Origin of the sequence: Gelidibacter sp., assembly GCF_039916245.1 — a bacterium.
Taxonomy (GTDB): Bacteria; Bacteroidota; Bacteroidia; order Flavobacteriales; family Flavobacteriaceae; genus Gelidibacter.
The window spans coordinates 26,758-44,276 of the sequence record NZ_JBDSLS010000103.1; the positions used below are offsets into that span (position 1 = coordinate 26,758).

13 protein-coding genes and 5 tRNA genes are annotated in these 17,519 nt (G+C 36.9%); all 18 read left to right on the forward strand.

Annotated elements, in window-relative coordinates:
* The first annotated feature begins 604 nt into the window (after positions 1 to 604).
* The 18 genes from ABIQ28_RS05065 to rpoC all read left to right on the forward strand — a co-directional run bounded on the left by ABIQ28_RS05065 (position 605) and on the right by rpoC (position 17,517).
* Positions 605 to 2,026, forward strand: a complete 1,422-nt coding sequence (locus ABIQ28_RS05065; protein WP_348035782.1) for a carboxypeptidase-like regulatory domain-containing protein — start codon at positions 605 to 607, stop codon at positions 2,024 to 2,026.
* A gap of 154 nt (positions 2,027 to 2,180) precedes the next feature.
* Positions 2,181 to 2,375, forward strand: a complete 195-nt coding sequence (gene rpsU / locus ABIQ28_RS05070; RefSeq protein ID WP_348035784.1) for a 30S ribosomal protein S21 — start codon at positions 2,181 to 2,183, stop codon at positions 2,373 to 2,375.
* Between the two features lie 105 nt (positions 2,376 to 2,480).
* Positions 2,481 to 3,383: a tyrosine-type recombinase/integrase gene (locus tag ABIQ28_RS05075; protein WP_348035785.1), complete on the forward strand. Its 903-nt coding sequence runs from the start codon at positions 2,481 to 2,483 to the stop codon at positions 3,381 to 3,383.
* Positions 3,384 to 3,453: 70 nt separating this feature from the next.
* A complete protein-coding gene (gene raiA / locus ABIQ28_RS05080) occupies positions 3,454 to 3,756 on the forward strand; it encodes a ribosome-associated translation inhibitor RaiA (protein WP_348035787.1) in 303 nt (100 codons plus the stop codon).
* 102 nt (positions 3,757 to 3,858) lie between these two features.
* A tRNA-Thr gene (locus tag ABIQ28_RS05085) sits at positions 3,859 to 3,932 on the forward strand.
* A gap of 91 nt (positions 3,933 to 4,023) precedes the next feature.
* A tRNA-Tyr gene (locus tag ABIQ28_RS05090) sits at positions 4,024 to 4,105 on the forward strand.
* Between the two features lie 169 nt (positions 4,106 to 4,274).
* A tRNA-Gly gene (locus ABIQ28_RS05095) sits at positions 4,275 to 4,347 on the forward strand.
* 159 nt (positions 4,348 to 4,506) lie between these two features.
* Positions 4,507 to 4,578 (forward strand) — tRNA-Thr (locus tag ABIQ28_RS05100).
* 65 nt (positions 4,579 to 4,643) lie between these two features.
* The gene (tuf, locus tag ABIQ28_RS05105) at positions 4,644 to 5,831 is read left to right on the forward strand and encodes an elongation factor Tu (protein ID WP_348035789.1); all 1,188 of its coding nucleotides are present in this window, start codon (positions 4,644 to 4,646) and stop codon (positions 5,829 to 5,831) included.
* A 61-nt stretch (positions 5,832 to 5,892) separates the two neighbouring features.
* Positions 5,893 to 5,965: transfer RNA gene (locus ABIQ28_RS05110), tRNA-Trp, on the forward strand.
* Positions 5,966 to 6,154: 189 nt separating this feature from the next.
* Positions 6,155 to 6,349, forward strand: coding sequence for a preprotein translocase subunit SecE (secE, locus tag ABIQ28_RS05115; protein ID WP_348035791.1), 195 nt, complete (start codon positions 6,155 to 6,157; stop codon positions 6,347 to 6,349).
* Positions 6,350 to 6,363: 14 nt separating this feature from the next.
* On the forward strand, positions 6,364 to 6,921 hold the full coding sequence (nusG, locus tag ABIQ28_RS05120) for a transcription termination/antitermination protein NusG (RefSeq protein WP_348035792.1): 558 nt from the start codon (positions 6,364 to 6,366) through the stop codon (positions 6,919 to 6,921).
* Between the two features lie 67 nt (positions 6,922 to 6,988).
* Complete coding sequence (gene rplK, locus ABIQ28_RS05125; RefSeq protein WP_348035793.1) at positions 6,989 to 7,426, forward strand: 50S ribosomal protein L11; 438 nt, start codon at positions 6,989 to 6,991, stop codon at positions 7,424 to 7,426.
* Between the two features lie 12 nt (positions 7,427 to 7,438).
* Positions 7,439 to 8,128, forward strand: coding sequence for a 50S ribosomal protein L1 (rplA, locus tag ABIQ28_RS05130; protein ID WP_348035795.1), 690 nt, complete (start codon positions 7,439 to 7,441; stop codon positions 8,126 to 8,128).
* Between the two features lie 18 nt (positions 8,129 to 8,146).
* Complete coding sequence (gene rplJ / locus ABIQ28_RS05135; RefSeq protein WP_348035796.1) at positions 8,147 to 8,668, forward strand: 50S ribosomal protein L10; 522 nt, start codon at positions 8,147 to 8,149, stop codon at positions 8,666 to 8,668.
* Between the two features lie 59 nt (positions 8,669 to 8,727).
* Positions 8,728 to 9,102 carry a 50S ribosomal protein L7/L12 gene (gene rplL / locus ABIQ28_RS05140; RefSeq protein WP_348035797.1) on the forward strand — a complete coding sequence of 125 codons (375 nt, stop codon included), beginning with the start codon at positions 8,728 to 8,730 and terminating at the stop codon, positions 9,100 to 9,102.
* Positions 9,103 to 9,313: 211 nt separating this feature from the next.
* Positions 9,314 to 13,126: a DNA-directed RNA polymerase subunit beta gene (rpoB, locus tag ABIQ28_RS05145; protein WP_348035799.1), complete on the forward strand. Its 3,813-nt coding sequence runs from the start codon at positions 9,314 to 9,316 to the stop codon at positions 13,124 to 13,126.
* 89 nt (positions 13,127 to 13,215) lie between these two features.
* Complete coding sequence (gene rpoC, locus ABIQ28_RS05150) at positions 13,216 to 17,517, forward strand: DNA-directed RNA polymerase subunit beta' (RefSeq protein WP_348035800.1); 4,302 nt, start codon at positions 13,216 to 13,218, stop codon at positions 17,515 to 17,517.
* The last annotated feature ends 2 nt before the right edge of the window (positions 17,518 to 17,519 follow it).

The following is a 17,519-nucleotide window of genomic DNA, read 5'->3' on the forward strand; positions in this document are numbered from 1 at the left end:
AAAGACTATAAAGCAGCTGAGTAATATTCTTAGTCACTATTTTGGCGAACATTCAACCTAATTATTGCTAAAATAGTGATAGATAAAAAAGACTATAAAGCAGCTGAGTAATATTCTTAGTCACTATTTTAGCGAACATTCAACCTAATTATCGCTAAAATAGTGATAGATAAAAAAGACTATAAAGCAGCTGAGTAATATTCTTAGTCACTATTTTGGTGAACATTCAACCTAATTATCGCTAAAATGGTGATTGCGAAGAAAGATTGCAAACTGGCAGCCTAACACTATTGAATCATCATTTTGGCAAAAATTCATTCTAATTTTGCTGAAATGATGATTAATAAAGCAAATTATAAAATATGCACAAATTTGTTTGAAATCATTATATTAACTAAAATTTTAGCCGTTTTAGCTAAAATGATAGGCTAAAAGCTCTGATTGATTTGAATGAATTTGTAGAGGTTGAGCTTTAGTAGATCAATATTATTACAATTAAAACACTTTTTCCACCCGTGTATAGAGCCACTGGCTCAACTTCCCTCTTTAATGCACAGGTGTTTTTATACGAGATCACATATTAACCAATCTACATACCTATAACATGAGAGTCAATTATTTCAAATATTTACTGACGTTATCAATTTTCTTTTTTTGTTTTTCGGCCTTTTCCCAAAAGGAAATCAAAAATAAAATTTCTGATTTTGGTACCATGATGCCTATCGAAAGCGCTAGCATTTACGTCCAAAACACAACTATCGGAACCGTTAGCAATGCGGACGGTAAATTTGTGCTACTAGTTCCTATGCAATTCCAAAGTGACACTTTGGTCATTTCATCCATTGGTTATAAAAGTTTCAAAACCTTAGTAAGCGAGTTCGATAATACTCAGGAGATTTATTTAGATGAAGATATCGCTTCTTTGGATGAAATTCTACTTGTTGCTGAAATCCGACCAAAAACAGGGAATGACATTGTGATGAAAGCCCTTGAGAAATTATCTGCAAATATGCCCGATATGCCTTATCTGCAAAAGGGTTTTTTACGTCATAAGGAACGCAACCGACGTGAATTTAAATGGCTTGTAGAAAGTGCCATAACGGTTTATGACTCCAGTTATATGTCTTCGGCAGCCTCCAATCTCAAGATTAATGTAGATCAAGTAAGAAAAAGTTATGATTTACGCGATGTGGATAGCTTACTTACGTATACCGCCTATCTTAAGGAAAAAGCGAATAGAGGCAACCTGCATGCCAGAAACTTAAGAAGAGATACGATCAAAACAGCTAACTTGGTAAAGGCCATTAAATGGAACGATACCAGAATCAATGGATTGCAAAACTTGTTCGAAAGCAAATTGAATATCTTAAGAAACACCAATATCACGCGGGCTTTGTTTGGCGAAGATATTTTGGACAAGCATCAATTTAGATTAGATACTATTCTGGTTGACAATGATAGAAAGCTATACAAAATCGAAATTTCGGAAAGTCATCAATTTGTAAATCTTGAAACAAAAGGGATTTTTAATGATGGCTATCATCCTAAAGGATGGTTGTACATCTATTACGATAATTACGCGATAAAGAAGTTGGAATATAATTTGGTCGCCGCTTCCAATGCTCAAAAGAGTAGGAGCAAAACACTTTTTGATACTCAAATCAATCATAAGTTGATCATGACCTTTAGAGAGTATCAGGATAAAATGTATCCTAATTACATTTATTATGAAACGCCAAAGTTGGTCAATGTCGGGTATAAACCAACCAAACCTGGAGAGGTAAATGACCAAGAGTCTACCGACGAACGCTTTTACTATACGGTTCAGGAATTGTTATTTACTGAAATCATTCATGATCCGGAAACGATTGAAATGGCACTTAAAAAGCCATGGGATGCTGATATTTTTGCGGTAAAGCCATATAACAAGGAGTTTTGGAGAAATTACAACACACTTTTGGAAAGCGAGGAGGATCAAAAGCTTATTCAGGATTTGACCAAGCGATCCTCACTTTATAAGGATTAAAATTTTAATATAATGTTGTTGGCACTATCCTAAAAACATGGTGACGCGTGATTAATAAATAAAAAATGAGTTATTTTAAATTTTTGATTGCAGATTATAATTTACTTTTTATATTTGCAGCCTGAAATTCTAAAAGAGAGGAGGTTAAGACACTATGTTAATAATACCAATTAAAGAAGGAGAAAATATAGATAGAGCGTTAAAGCGTTACAAACGTAAGTTTGATAAAACTGGTACGAAGCGTCAATTGCAAGCTCGCAAGCAATTTGATAAGCCTTCAGTTCTGAATAGAGCTGCGAACCAGAAAGCCCAATACATTCAACATCTAAGAGATCGAGAAAACATATAATTGTAATTTCGAAATCAAATAAAAGAGATTCCTGCACTAGCAGGAATTTTTTTTGTCCTATATTTAATGAACCAAAACTACTAATGGGTTCTTTCAATGTCTACCGTGAAATCACAATTCTTGCCCTTTTCCGAGTATTTACTCCACGAGAAAAATTATTCCGCACTTACCGTCAAGGCTTATCTTACAGATTTGGAGAGTTATTCTGAATTTGTCAATCGAGAATATGACGTTGATTCCATCCAAAATGTAAATTATCCTCAAATTAGAAGTTGGATTGTGTTTTTGGTGGAGCAAAAAATCTCTAACAGAAGTATCAATCGTAAGATTTCGGCTTTGAACTCTTATTTTAAGTTTTTGATCAAAACGGAAACCATTCAAGCCAATCCATTATCGAAACACAAAGCCTTAAAAACAGATAAGAAAGTCCAAATCCCATTTTCACCAAAGGAAATGGAAGAGGTTATCGACATCTTAGCAAAGGAAAGCGATTTTGAGGGCGTCAGAAACCGTCTTATTGTGGAACTTTTTTATGCCACGGGCATCCGGCGTATTGAACTGATCCAAATTAAACTCAAGGATTTGGATTTAGGCAATAAAACTTTAAAGGTTCTTGGGAAGCGTAATAAAGAACGTTTTGTTCCGTTAATTGATAGTGTAGTGACGACTGCTCACAATTATATGCAGCTGAGAAATGAATTGGAAATCATTACAGACGACGAATATTTATTTTTAACTAAAAGAGGGTTAAAAGTATATGAAACTCTTGTTTACAGAATTATAAATGAGTATTTTAGTCAGGCTTCTTATAAGGTAAAAAAGAGTCCGCATATATTGAGGCACTCCTTTGCAACCCATTTGCTTAATCAAGGAGCTGATTTAAATGCGGTTAAAGAATTGTTGGGACATTCAAGTTTAGCAGCAACCCAAATTTATACGCATAATAGTATAGCTGAATTAAAAAAAGTATATGCTCACGCGCATCCAAGAAGTAAAAACAATAACTAGTGTATAACCAAATGAAAGCATGAATGAATTAGTTCCGATTTTATGCCATTAATTTTAAAAACCCAAACAGATGAAAGTAATCACACAATCCGTTAATTTTACTGCAGACAAAAAATTAATCGACTTTATTCAAAAAAGAATGGATAAACTCGATTTATTTTATGACAAAGTCATTCAAACTGATGTTTATCTTAAAGTTGAAAACACAAGTGATAAGGAAAATAAGATTTTTGAAGCCAGAGTCAACGTTCCAGGCGATAGTTTCGTGGTGAAGAAGCAATGTAAAACGTTTGAAGAGGGCGCAGATATGGCCATTTCATCCCTCGAAAGACAGCTAAAAAAGAGAAAAGAGAAATTAAGATCACAATTTTGATAAAATTTTCTCAAAAAATGTTTTGAATAATTAAATATTTACATACATTTGCAGTCCGTTAGAAATAGCGGGCTTTTTTACTGAAGGAACAGAACGTAAAAAGCCGATGTAGCTCAGCTGGCTAGAGCAGCTGATTTGTAATCAGCAGGTCGTGGGTTCGAGTCCCTCTATCGGCTCAAAAACTGAATAAGTTTTGAGATTCGGTTCCTTCAATAAAAAAACACTGAGCGATCAGGAAAACGTTCTTTTGGAAAATAATGAATAATTGGGGAGATACTCAAGCGGCCAACGAGGGCAGACTGTAAATCTGCTGACTACGTCTTCGCAGGTTCGAATCCTGCTCTCCCCACAAAGATTTTAAATAAGCTGTCGTCAAAAGCTTGCTTTTGTAAAGTAGTGTTTTGAAAGATTAAGTAAGGGGCACCCTTACGGATCACCGACCAACGGGAGGTAGTCCAAAAAAAAGTTCATTAAATATTGGAAATTGAGATTTCATTACATTGAAGTTTCATGAAATTGCGGGAGTAGCTCAGTTGGTAGAGCGTCAGCCTTCCAAGCTGAATGTCGCCGGTTCGAACCCGGTCTCCCGCTCTAAAGTAGAATGTCATCATACAGAAATGTGTGAGCACTACTTAAAGAATAGGTCTTCTCATAATAACATATGTGGTTTGCTATTCTCAGTAAGTTTCAAGTTTCTTGTTACAGCTTTTTGAACTTGAAATCAGGAACCTGAAACCACCAAACTCAATCGCCGGTGTAGCTCAGGGGTAGAGCGTTTCCTTGGTAAGGAAGAGGTCACGAGTTCAATTCTCGTCATTGGCTCTTTTCAAATAAGCAAAATTAAATTTTTGAACACTAATATAAATTAAGATTAAAATAAATTAAACATGGCAAAGGCAACTTTCGATCGTTCAAAACCACACCTTAACATAGGTACTATTGGACACGTGGATCACGGTAAAACAACTACGACAGCAGCTATTACTAAAGTATTAGCTGATGCAGGTTTTTCAGAAGCAAGATCATTTGATCAAATTGATAACGCTCCAGAGGAAAAAGAAAGAGGTATTACAATTAATACATCACACGTTGAATATGCAACAGCAAATCGTCACTACGCTCACGTTGACTGTCCAGGTCACGCGGATTACGTAAAGAACATGGTTACTGGTGCTGCTCAAATGGACGGAGCTATCTTGGTTGTTGCTGCAACAGATGGTCCTATGCCACAAACACGTGAACACATCCTTTTAGGTCGCCAAGTAGGTATTCCTAGAATTGTTGTTTTCATGAATAAAGTTGACTTAGTTGATGACGAAGAGTTATTAGAACTAGTTGAAATGGAAATCAGAGATTTATTATCATTCTACGATTACGATGGTGATAATGGACCTGTTGTTCAAGGATCCGCTTTAGGCGCACTTAACGGTGAGCAAAAATGGGTTGATGCACTTCTTAAATTAATGGAAGAAGTTGATAAATGGATTGAAGAGCCAGTTCGTGATATTGAGAAGCCTTTCTTAATGCCTATTGAAGATGTTTTCTCTATTACTGGTCGTGGAACTGTTGCTACAGGTCGTATCGAAACTGGTATTGCTAAAACTGGAGATCCAGTTGAAATCATCGGTATGGGAGCTGAGAAATTAACCTCTACTATTACTGGTATTGAAATGTTCCGTCAAATCCTTGATAGAGGTGAAGCTGGAGATAACGCTGGTATCTTATTAAGAGGTATTGACAAAACTCAGATCACTAGAGGTATGGTTATCGTTAAGCCAGGTTCAGTAAAACCACACGCTAAATTTAAAGCTGAGGTTTATATCTTGAAAAAAGAAGAAGGTGGACGTCATACTCCATTCCATAATAACTACCGTCCACAGTTTTACGTACGTACAACTGACGTAACTGGAAACATTATGTTGCCAGAAGGTGTTGAGATGGTTATGCCTGGAGATAACTTAACTATTACAGTTGATTTATTACAACCAATTGCAATGAACGTAGGTCTTCGTTTCGCTATCCGTGAAGGTGGACGTACTGTAGGTGCAGGTCAGGTTACTGAAATTTTAGCATAATTATAATGGTCTAAATAATAATTAAGGCGTCTTGATTTGTCAAGATGCCTTGATTGTGTTTACGGGTTTAGCTCAGTTGGTAGAGCACTGGTCTCCAAAACCAGGTGTCGTGAGTTCGAGTCTCCCAACCCGTGCAAATAGAGTAAAAGAGTGGCGTAAGAGACGAGAAGTTTATGCTGAGCGGAGCACCTTTATGGGTGCGAAGTCGAAGTAAGTCTCCCAACCCGTGCAAGTGTTTAAAACTTACTTTTAAAAGTGGTTTTGAAACCAATTAAAAGAGTGTAGCAAATACTCTCAATTTTAAAAAAACTAATACAACTGTAATGGCAGGATTTGTAAATTATATTTCAGAATCATTTGGTGAATTAAAAAACAATGTGACATGGACACCATGGGCCGAAGCACAACGCTTAACCATTGTTGTCGCTGTTTTCTCAATTATATTTGCTTTGGCAATTTGGGGAGTTGACTCTGTTTTTAGTAAAGTTATCGAAGCTTATTTCAGCTGGATTAAGTAAAATATAAAGAGAGGATGTCTGAGACTAGTGAAAATAAAAAGTGGTATGTTGTAAGGGCTGTTAGTGGTCAAGAAAACAAAATCAAAACCTATATAGAAAACGAAATCGCCCGCTTGGGTCTCGAGGATTTCGTGGATCAGGTTTTGGTGCCTACTGAAAAAGTTATACAAATACGTAACGGGAAAAAAATAAGTAAAGAAAAAGTTTATTTCCCTGGCTATATCATGATTCAAGCCAATTTGAGTGGCGAAATCCCTCATATTATTAAGTCAATTACAAACGTTATTGGCTTTTTAGGTGAAACAAAAGGAGGAGATCCGGTGCCGCTAAGACAATCTGAAGTAAACAGAATGTTAGGTAAGGTAGATGAGCTTACCGTGGATGCAGATTCAAACGTAGCTATTCCTTTCACAATTGGAGAAACTGTTAAAGTTATTGATGGACCATTCAACGGGTTTGATGGAACCATCGAAAAAATAAATGAAGAAAAACGCAAACTTGAAGTCATGGTGAAAATTTTCGGAAGAAAAACACCATTGGAATTGAGTTATATGCAAGTCGAAAAAGTTTAATAATTGTTACAAATAGATCGTACGTCTTTTGGCTTCCAAAGGAAGAGGTGCAACTAAAATTAAAAAAATGGCAAAAGAATTAAGTAAAGTAGTTAAGCTACAAGTTCGGGGAGGTGCAGCGAATCCATCGCCACCGGTAGGACCCGCTTTAGGAGCTGCTGGAGTTAATATCATGGAATTCTGTAAGCAATTTAATGCTAGAACTCAGGATAAAGCAGGTAAAGTATTACCAGTTGTAATCTCTGTGTTCAAGGATAAATCGTTTGATTTCATTATTAAAACTCCACCAGCTGCAGTTCAATTGATGGAAGCGGCCAAAGTAAAAAAAGGATCTGGAGAACCGAACAGAAAAAAGGTAGCAAAAGTAACCTGGGATCAAGTTAAAGCAATTGCTGAAGACAAAATGCAAGATTTAAATGCATTTACTGCTGACAAAGCTATTGACATGGTTGCAGGAACAGCAAGATCAATGGGTATTACTGTAACAGGTAAAAAACCTAATTAAAACATTTCTGAAATGGCAAGAGTAACAAAAAAGCAAAAAGAGGCAAGAGCTAAAGTTGACAAAACCAAACTTTATTCTCTTGAAGAGGGTGCAACTCTATTAAAAGAGATTACCTATACTAAATTTGATGCTTCAGTGGATATCGCTGTAAGACTTGGAGTCGATCCTCGTAAAGCAAACCAAATGGTAAGAGGTGTAGTTTCTTTACCTCACGGAACAGGAAAGGACATGAAAGTTCTTGCATTAGTAACACCTGACAAAGAGCAGGAAGCTAAAGATGCAGGTGCTGATTATGTAGGATTGGATGAATACCTTGAGAAAATCAAAAATGGTTGGACAGATGTTGACGTGATCGTTACCATGCCTGCAATCATGGGTAAATTAGGTCCATTAGGTAGAGTGTTAGGCCCAAGAGGTTTAATGCCAAACCCTAAAACAGGTACAGTAACTATGGATGTGGCTAAAGCAGTTGCAGAAGTAAAAGCTGGTAAAATTGACTTTAGAGTTGACAAAACGGGTATCGTTCACGCACCAATCGGTAAGGCATCATTTACTGCTGACAAATTGATTGAAAACGCAAACGAACTTATTTCGACTTTAATCAAAATGAAACCTGTTGCGGCTAAAGGTGTTTACATTAAAAGCATCTTTATGTCTAGTACCATGAGTCCAAGTATATCAATTGATACTAAAATAGGTTAGTAGTTAAACTTTAATATTATGACAAGAGAAGAAAAATCACAAGTTATTGAAGAGTTGACTGCTCAATTAGCGGATAATACACATATCTATTTAACAGATATCTCTGGATTGAACGCAAAAAACACTTCAGAATTACGTCGTGCTTGCTTTAAGGCAGACATTAAAATGGCCGTCGTAAAAAATACATTGTTGAGTAAAGCTATGGAAGCTTCTGAAAAAGATTTTGGAGATCTTCCAAAGACTTTAGTAGGAAACACTTCAGTAATGTATTCAGAAACTGGAAATGCTCCAGCTAAAGTAATTAAATTGTTCCGTAAGAAATCTGATAAGCCATTGCTTAAAGGAGCTTTTATTGAAGAAGCAATTTACATTGGTGATGAGCAATTGGATGCATTGGTTGACATCAAATCAAGAGAGGAATTAATTGGAGACATCGTAGGATTGTTACAATCTCCTGCTAAAAACGTTATTTCAGCTCTTAAATCAGGTGGCGGCATCATTGCAGGTCTAGTAAAAACATTATCCGAAAGAGAAGGATAACCAACTAAGTACGCACTTAAACAAATTATATTTTATTAAAATTATTAAAACGATAGAAAATGGCAGATTTAAAAGATTTCGCAGAAAAATTAGTTAACTTAACAGTAAAAGAAGTTAACGAATTAGCTACAATATTAAAAGACGAGTATGGTATCGAACCAGCTGCTGCTGCTGTTGCAGTTGCAGTAGGTGGCGGTGGAGATGCTGATGCAGCTGAGGAGCAGTCAGAATTTGACGTAGTTCTTAAAGCAGCAGGTGCTTCTAAATTAGCAGTTGTTAAATTGGTAAAAGAATTAACTGGTTTAGGTTTGAAAGAATCTAAAGAATTAGTTGATAGCGCACCAAGCAATGTTAAAGAAGGTGTTTCTAAAGATGAAGCAGAAGCTTTAAAAGCTCAATTAGAAGAAGCTGGAGCAGAAGTTGAGCTTAAATAAGCTTAACCCAAACTACAAATTTTGGTTTAGGTCTTCCGATTGTTCGGAATGACCTAAACCCTTTTGTGTATATTAAATGTGCCATTAAAATGAAGTTGATTCCAACGAGAGTGATAATTGGCAAACTCCATCTAAGCATTGAAAGACAATGACAAACAGAGGAGATATACATTAAAAACAACTATTTTTTTAATCAAAATCCCGTTCATCGATGTTAGCACATAAAGCTGAAAGATTAAACTTCTCTTCTATTGTAAATAGAACGGACTATCCTGATTTTTTGGATATCCAAATAAAATCCTTCCAGGATTTTTTCCAATTAGAGACAAAATCTGAAGAAAGAGGGAATGAAGGTCTCTACAATACCTTCATGGAAAACTTCCCAATTACCGACACTCGCAATCAATTTGTTTTGGAATTTCTGGATTACTTCATTGATCCACCAAGATATTCAATTGAAGAATGTATTGAAAGAGGATTAACATACAGTGTGCCTTTAAAAGCGCGTTTAAAATTGTATTGTACAGATCCTGAACATGAGGACTTCGAAACTATTGTTCAAGATGTGTATTTGGGTACAATTCCATACATGACGCCAAGTGGTACTTTCTGTATCAATGGTGCTGAGCGTGTTGTGGTTTCACAATTGCACAGATCTCCAGGTGTGTTCTTCAGTCAATCCTTCCATGCGAATGGAACCAAGTTATATTCAGCAAGAGTAATTCCTTTTAAAGGTTCTTGGATTGAATTTGCTACGGATATCAATAGCGTTATGTACGCGTATATTGATAGAAAGAAAAAACTACCAGTTACAACCTTGTTCAGAGCCATCGGTTTTGAACGTGATAAAGATATTCTTGAAATTTTTGACCTTGCAGAAGAGGTTAAAGTATCAAAGTCTGGTCTTAAGAAAATCATTGGTCGTAAATTGGCTGCACGTGTGCTTAACACATGGCACGAAGATTTTGTGGATGAAGATACAGGTGAAGTGGTATCCATTGAGCGTAACGAGATTGTGCTTGATCGTGATACTGTTTTAGATAAAGACAATATTGAAGAAATTATTGAAGCTGATGCTAAAACGGTTCTTTTACATAAAGAAAGTACGCAGCAAGGTGATTATTCTATCATACATAATACGCTTCAAAAGGATCCAACAAACTCCGAAAAAGAAGCTGTTGAACATATTTACCGTCAATTAAGAAACGCGGAGCCGCCAGATGAGGAGACTGCTCGTGGAATTATTGACAAATTATTCTTCTCTGACCAACGTTACTCTCTAGGTGAAGTAGGTCGTTATAGAATGAACAAAAAGTTGGGTCTTGATATCGGTATGGATAAGCAAGTGCTTACCAAATTGGATATCATTACCATTATCAAATATCTTATCGAGTTGATCAACTCTAAAGCTGAGATTGATGATATTGACCACTTATCTAACCGTCGTGTACGTACTGTAGGTGAGCAATTATCACAACAGTTTGGTGTTGGTTTAGCACGTATGGCACGTACTATCCGTGAGCGTATGAACGTTCGTGACAATGAGGTGTTTACACCAATTGACTTGATTAACGCTAAAACTTTGTCTTCAGTAATCAACTCATTCTTTGGAACGAATCAGTTGTCTCAATTTATGGATCAAACCAATCCATTGGCTGAGATTACGCACAAACGTCGTTTATCAGCATTAGGACCTGGAGGTTTATCCAGAGAGCGTGCAGGTTTCGAGGTTCGTGACGTTCACTATACACATTACGGTCGTTTATGTCCAATTGAAACTCCAGAGGGACCAAACAGTGGTTTGATTTCTTCACTTTCTGTTTTTGCAAAAGTAAACGGAATGGGCTTCATTGAAACACCTTATCGTAAAATTACAGATGGTGTTGTAGATATTAAAAATGCACCAATATATTTAAGCGCAGAAGAGGAAGAGGATATGTTGATTGCTCAAGCAACTCTTAAAGTTGATGAGAATGGAAAAATTACTGAAGACAAGATTATTGCTCGTCAAGAAGGTGATTTCCCTGTAATCGATCCTTCTACTGCTAATTATACTGACGTTGCTCCTAACCAAGTAGCTTCTATCTCGGCATCGTTGATTCCTTTCTTGGAGCATGATGACGCGAACAGAGCCTTGATGGGATCTAACATGATGCGTCAGGCCGTACCATTATTGCGTGTGGATGCACCAATTGTAGGTACTGGTTTAGAGCGTCAAGTTGCTTCAGATTCGAGAGTTTTGATTAATGCAGAAGGCGCAGGTACTGTAGAGTATGTTGATGCTAATGAAATTACAATCAAATACGAGCGTACTGAAGAACAAGCATTGGTAAGTTTTGAAAGTGATACTAAAACTTATCCGTTAGTTAAATTTAGAAAAACTAACCAAGGAACGTCTATTAACTTGAAACCTATTGTAACCAAAGGCGATAAAGTTAAAAAAGGACAAGTACTTTGTGAAGGTTATGCAACCCAAGCAGGAGAGCTTGCTCTTGGTCGTAACATGAAAGTGGCGTTTATGCCATGGAAAGGTTACAACTTTGAGGATGCTATCGTAATTTCTGAAAAAGTGGTTCGTGATGATATCTTTACATCAATCCATATTGATGAATATTCATTGGAAGTTCGTGATACAAAATTAGGTAACGAAGAATTGACTAATGATATTCCTAACGTTTCTGAAGAGGCTACTAAAGACTTAGATGAAAACGGTATGATTCGAATTGGTGCTGAGATTAAACCTGGTGATATCTTAATTGGTAAGATTACTCCAAAAGGTGAATCTGATCCTACACCAGAAGAAAAATTATTAAGAGCAATCTTCGGTGATAAAGCTGGGGACGTGAAAGATGCTTCATTAAAAGCTTCTCCTTCGTTACACGGTGTTGTTATTGAGAAAAAATTATTCTCAAGAGCAGTAAAAGACAAACGTAAGAGAGCAAAAGATAAAGAAGATATTGATGCTTTAGAAGCTGTTTACTACAGAAAATTTGATGAGTTAAAAGCAATTTTGATTGACAAATTATTCACGATCGTAAACGGAAAAACGGCGCAAGGTATCTTTAATGATCTTGGAGAGGAAATACTTCCAAAAGGTAAAAAATATACCTTGAAGATGTTAAATTCTGTGGATGATTATGCGCATTTATCTTCAGGAACTTGGACTACTGATGACGAAACAAACGCTTTAGTTGCAGATTTGATCCACAACTACAAGATTAAGGAAAATGACCTTCAAGGTTCATTGCGTCGTGAGAAGTTTACAATTTCTGTAGGAGATGAATTGCCAGCAGGTATTATCAAATTAGCTAAGGTTTATATCGCTAAGAAGCGTAAACTTAAAGTGGGTGATAAAATGGCGGGTCGTCACGGTAACAAAGGTATTGTTGCCCGTATCGTTCGTCAGGAAGATATGCCGTTCCTTGAAGATGGAACTCCGGTAGATATCGTATTGAATCCACTAGGTGTACCTTCTCGTATGAACATTGGTCAAATTTATGAAACAGTTCTTGGATGGGCTGGTCAAAAGTTAGGACGTACCTATGCAACACCAATCTTTGATGGTGCTACACTAGATCAAATTAACGAATTGACTGACGAAGCTGGAATTCCACGTTATGGACATACATACCTATATGATGGTGGTACGGGAGATCGTTTTGATCAACCTGCAACTGTTGGTGTAATTTATATGTTGAAACTTGGACACATGGTTGATGATAAGATGCACTCGCGTTCAATCGGACCATACTCATTAATTACACAACAACCATTGGGTGGTAAAGCTCAATTTGGTGGTCAGCGTTTTGGTGAGATGGAGGTTTGGGCACTTGAGGCTTATGGCGCATCTGCAACCTTGCGTGAGATCTTAACAGTAAAATCTGATGACGTTATCGGTAGAGCTAAAACTTACGAAGCAATCGTTAAGGGAGAGCCAATGCCAGAACCAGGACTTCCTGAATCTTTCAACGTATTAATGCACGAATTGAAAGGATTAGGATTGGATATTAGATTGGAGGAATAATTTCATAGAAATTATTCCGTAGGGACAGGCCATGGCCTGTCCGTACAACAATCAAAAAATTAAATTATAATTTGTTAGTACCATAAAAAATGGCAAGAAGACAAGATAAGAATACAGTACAGAGATTTAACAAAATCTCCATTGGTTTAGCGTCTCCAGAGTCTGTTTTAGCAGCATCTCGTGGTGAGGTTCTTAAACCAGAAACTATTAATTATCGAACACACAAACCAGAAAGAGATGGTTTGTTCTGTGAGCGTATTTTTGGTCCTGTAAAGGATTTTGAATGTGCTTGTGGAAAATATAAGCGTATCCGATACAAAGGTATTGTTTGTGACCGTTGTGGGGTTGAAGTAACTGAAAAGAAAGTACGTCGTGACCGTGTTGGACATATCAATTTGGTAGTTCCTGTGGCGCACATTTGGTATTTCCGTTCATTACCAAACAAAATCGGATACTTGTTGGGATTACCTTCCAAGAAATTGGATATGATCATTTATTACGAACGTTATGTAGTGATCCAACCAGGTAATGCTAAGAATGTAGATGGCGAACCATTACAAAAAATGGATTTCTTGACGGAAGAAGAATACTTGAGTATCCTTGAGTCAATTGCTCAGGATAACCAATATTTAGATGACAACGATCCAAATAAGTTCATTGCAAAAATGGGAGCGGAATGCTTGATTGATTTGCTTGCAAGAATTGATTTGGCCGAGTTGTCTTTTGAATTGCGTCACAAAGCAAATACAGAAACCTCTAAGCAACGTAAAACTGAGGCGTTAAAACGTCTTCAAGTTGTTGAAGCGTTTAGAGATTCTAACCTTAACCGTGAGAATCTTCCAGAATGGATGATCTTGAAAGCAGTACCAGTAATTCCAGCAGAATTACGTCCATTGGTGCCGTTGGATGGTGGTCGTTTTGCGACTTCGGATTTGAATGATTTGTACCGTCGTGTGATTATTCGTAACAACCGTTTGAAGCGTTTGGTTGAGATCAAAGCTCCAGAGGTAATTTTACGTAATGAGAAACGTATGTTGCAAGAATCTGTGGATTCATTATTGGACAACACGCGTAAAGCATCTGCAGTAAAAACAGATTCTAACAGACCATTAAAATCATTATCCGATTCCCTAAAAGGAAAACAAGGACGTTTCCGTCAAAACTTACTAGGTAAGCGTGTGGATTATTCAGCACGTTCGGTAATCGTCGTTGGACCAGAATTAAAACTATTTGAATGTGGATTGCCAAAAGATATGGCAGCAGAACTTTACAAACCATTTATCATCAGAAAACTTATTGAGCGTGGGATTGTTAAAACTGTTAAATCTGCAAAGAAAATAATAGACAGAAAAGAGCCTGTAGTTTGGGATATTTTAGAGAATGTTTTAAAAGGACATCCAGTGCTTTTAAACCGTGCTCCTACATTGCACAGACTAGGTATTCAAGCGTTTCAACCTAAATTGATTGAAGGTAAGGCGATCCAATTGCACCCATTAGTATGTACGGCGTTTAACGCGGATTTCGATGGTGACCAAATGGCTGTGCATTTACCATTAGGCCCTGAGGCTATTTTGGAAGCTCAATTGTTAATGTTGGCTTCTCATAATATCTTGAATCCTGCTAACGGTTCTCCTGTTACTGTGCCATCTCAAGACATGGTTCTTGGTCTTTATTATATGACCAAGGAACGTAAGTCAACAGATGACAAAAAAGTAAAAGGTGAAGGATTGACTTTCTATTCTCCAGAAGAGGTAACTATTGCTTACAATGAGAGAAAAGTTGATTTGAACGCCTCTATTAAAGTAAGAACTGAGGACTTGAATGAGGAAGGCAAGTTAATTTCTAAGATTATTGAAACTACCACTGGTCGTGTTCTCTTTAATGAAACCGTTCCAAGAGCAGCAGGTTTTGTTAACCAAGTCTTGACCAAAAAATCATTGAGAGATATCATTGGTGTGATCTTAAAGGTAACTTCTGTTCCTGAAACAGCTGATTTATTGGATTTAATCAAAGATTTAGGCTATAAGTTCGCTTTCCAAGGTGGATTGTCGTTCAGTTTAGGTGATATTATTATTCCTGCTGAAAAACAAACCATGATTGAAAGTGCCAATTCTCAAGTTGATGGTATTATGGCCAATTACAACATGGGATTGATTACCAATAACGAACGTTATAACCAAGTTATTGATATCTGGACTTCTACGAATGCTGAATTGACGGAATTGTCAATGAAACGTATCCGTGAAGATCAACAAGGTTTCAACTCGGTATATATGATGCTTGATTCTGGAGCTCGTGGATCTAAAGAACAGATTCGTCAGTTGACCGGTATGCGTGGATTGATGGCAAAACCTAAAAAATCTAGTGCAGGTGGTGGAGAGATTATTGAAAACCCAATTCTTTCTAACTTTAAGGAAGGTCTTTCAATTTTGGAATACTTTATTTCTACTCATGGTGCTCGTAAAGGTCTTGCAGATACCGCTCTTAAAACGGCAGATGCTGGTTACCTAACACGTCGTTTGGTGGACGTATCTCAGGATGTGATTATTTACAGTGAAGACTGTGGAACATTAAGAGGTATTGAAGTATCCGCATTGAAGAAAAATGAGGAAGTTATTGAGAAACTTGAGGACAGAGTGGTTGGTAGAACGTCATTAAATGATGTTTATGACCCATTAACTCAAGAGCTTATTATAAGTGCTGGTGAACATATCGATGATGCTGTTGCAAAACGTATCGAAGGTTCTGCTTTAGATTCTATAGAGGTTCGTTCAGCATTAACTTGTGAAGCTACTCAAGGTATTTGTTCTAAATGTTACGGTCGTAACCTTGCAACCGGTAAAATGGTTCAAAGAGGTGAAGCTGTTGGTGTCGTTGCTGCCCAATCCATTGGAGAGCCAGGTACACAGTTAACACTTCGTACCTTCCACGTTGGAGGTATTGCAGGTAACATTTCTGAAGAAAATAAATTGACCGTTAAGTTTGATGGTATTGCTGAAATTGAAGATTTAAAAGTCGTTAAAGGAACAGATAACAATGGCGCTGATGTTGATGTTGTTATTTCCCGTACGTCTGAATTCAAATTGGTAGATGCCAAAACAGGAATCACACTAAGTACGCACAATATTCCTTACGGATCATTCGTCTACTGCAAGCCAGGAGATAAAGTGAAAAAAGGAGATGTCATTTGTTCTTGGGACCCTTATAACGGTGTAATTATTTCTGAGTTTGCCGGTAAGGTATCTTATGAAAACATTGAGCAAGGAGTAACCTATCAAGTGGAAATTGATGAGCAAACTGGTTTCCAAGAGAAAGTAATTTCTGAATCAAGAAACAAAAAATTGATTCCAACCTTACATATTGAGGATTCTAAAGGAAACGCAATACGTTCATACAACTTACCAGTTGGTGCCCACTTGATGATTAACAATGGTGAGAAGATTAATGTTGGTAAAGTCTTGGTAAAAATACCTCGTAGATCAGCGAAATCTGGGGATATTACGGGTGGTCTTCCACGTGTAACTGAGTTGTTTGAAGCACGTAACCCTTCTAATCCTGCTGTAGTAAGTGAGATTGATGGTGTTGTGTCTTTCGGAAAAATCAAAAGAGGTAACCGTGAGATTATTATCGAATCTCGTTTAGGTGATGTTAAAAAATACTTGGTTAAGCTGTCTAGTCAAATTCTTGTTCAAGAAAATGATTATGTTAAAGCAGGTATGCCATTATCTGATGGTTCTATCACTCCAAACGATATCTTAAATATCAAAGGCCCTTCAGCGGTTCAACAATACTTGGTAAACGAAGTACAGGAAGTATATCGTTTGCAAGGTGTGAAAATCAACGATAAGCATTTTGAGGTTGTTGTAAGACAAATGATGCGTAAAGTTAGAATCATTGATTATGGTGATACGATCTTCTTAGAAGATCAATTGGCTCATAAATCTGATTTCATCGAAGAAAACGATAAGATCTTTGGAATGAAAGTGATTGAAGATGCTGGAGATTCTAAAACTCTTAAACCAGGACAAATCGTTACGACGCGTCAGTTAAGAGATGAAAACTCAGTAGTAAGAAGAGAAGATGGTCAGTTGGCTGTTGCAAGAGATGCACAACCGGCTACAGCAACTCCAATACTACAAGGTATTACAAGAGCTTCATTACAGACAAAATCATTCATATCAGCAGCATCGTTCCAGGAAACAACTAAAGTACTTAACGAAGCCGCAGTAAGCGCTAAAATTGACTACTTAGAAGGCTTGAAAGAGAACGTTATTGTTGGACATAGAATTCCTGCAGGAACAGGGGTGAGACGCTATGAGCATATCATCGTTGGTTCTAAAGAAGAATTCAATGAAATGATGAAAGCTAAAGAAGAGTTTAATTACAATTAATA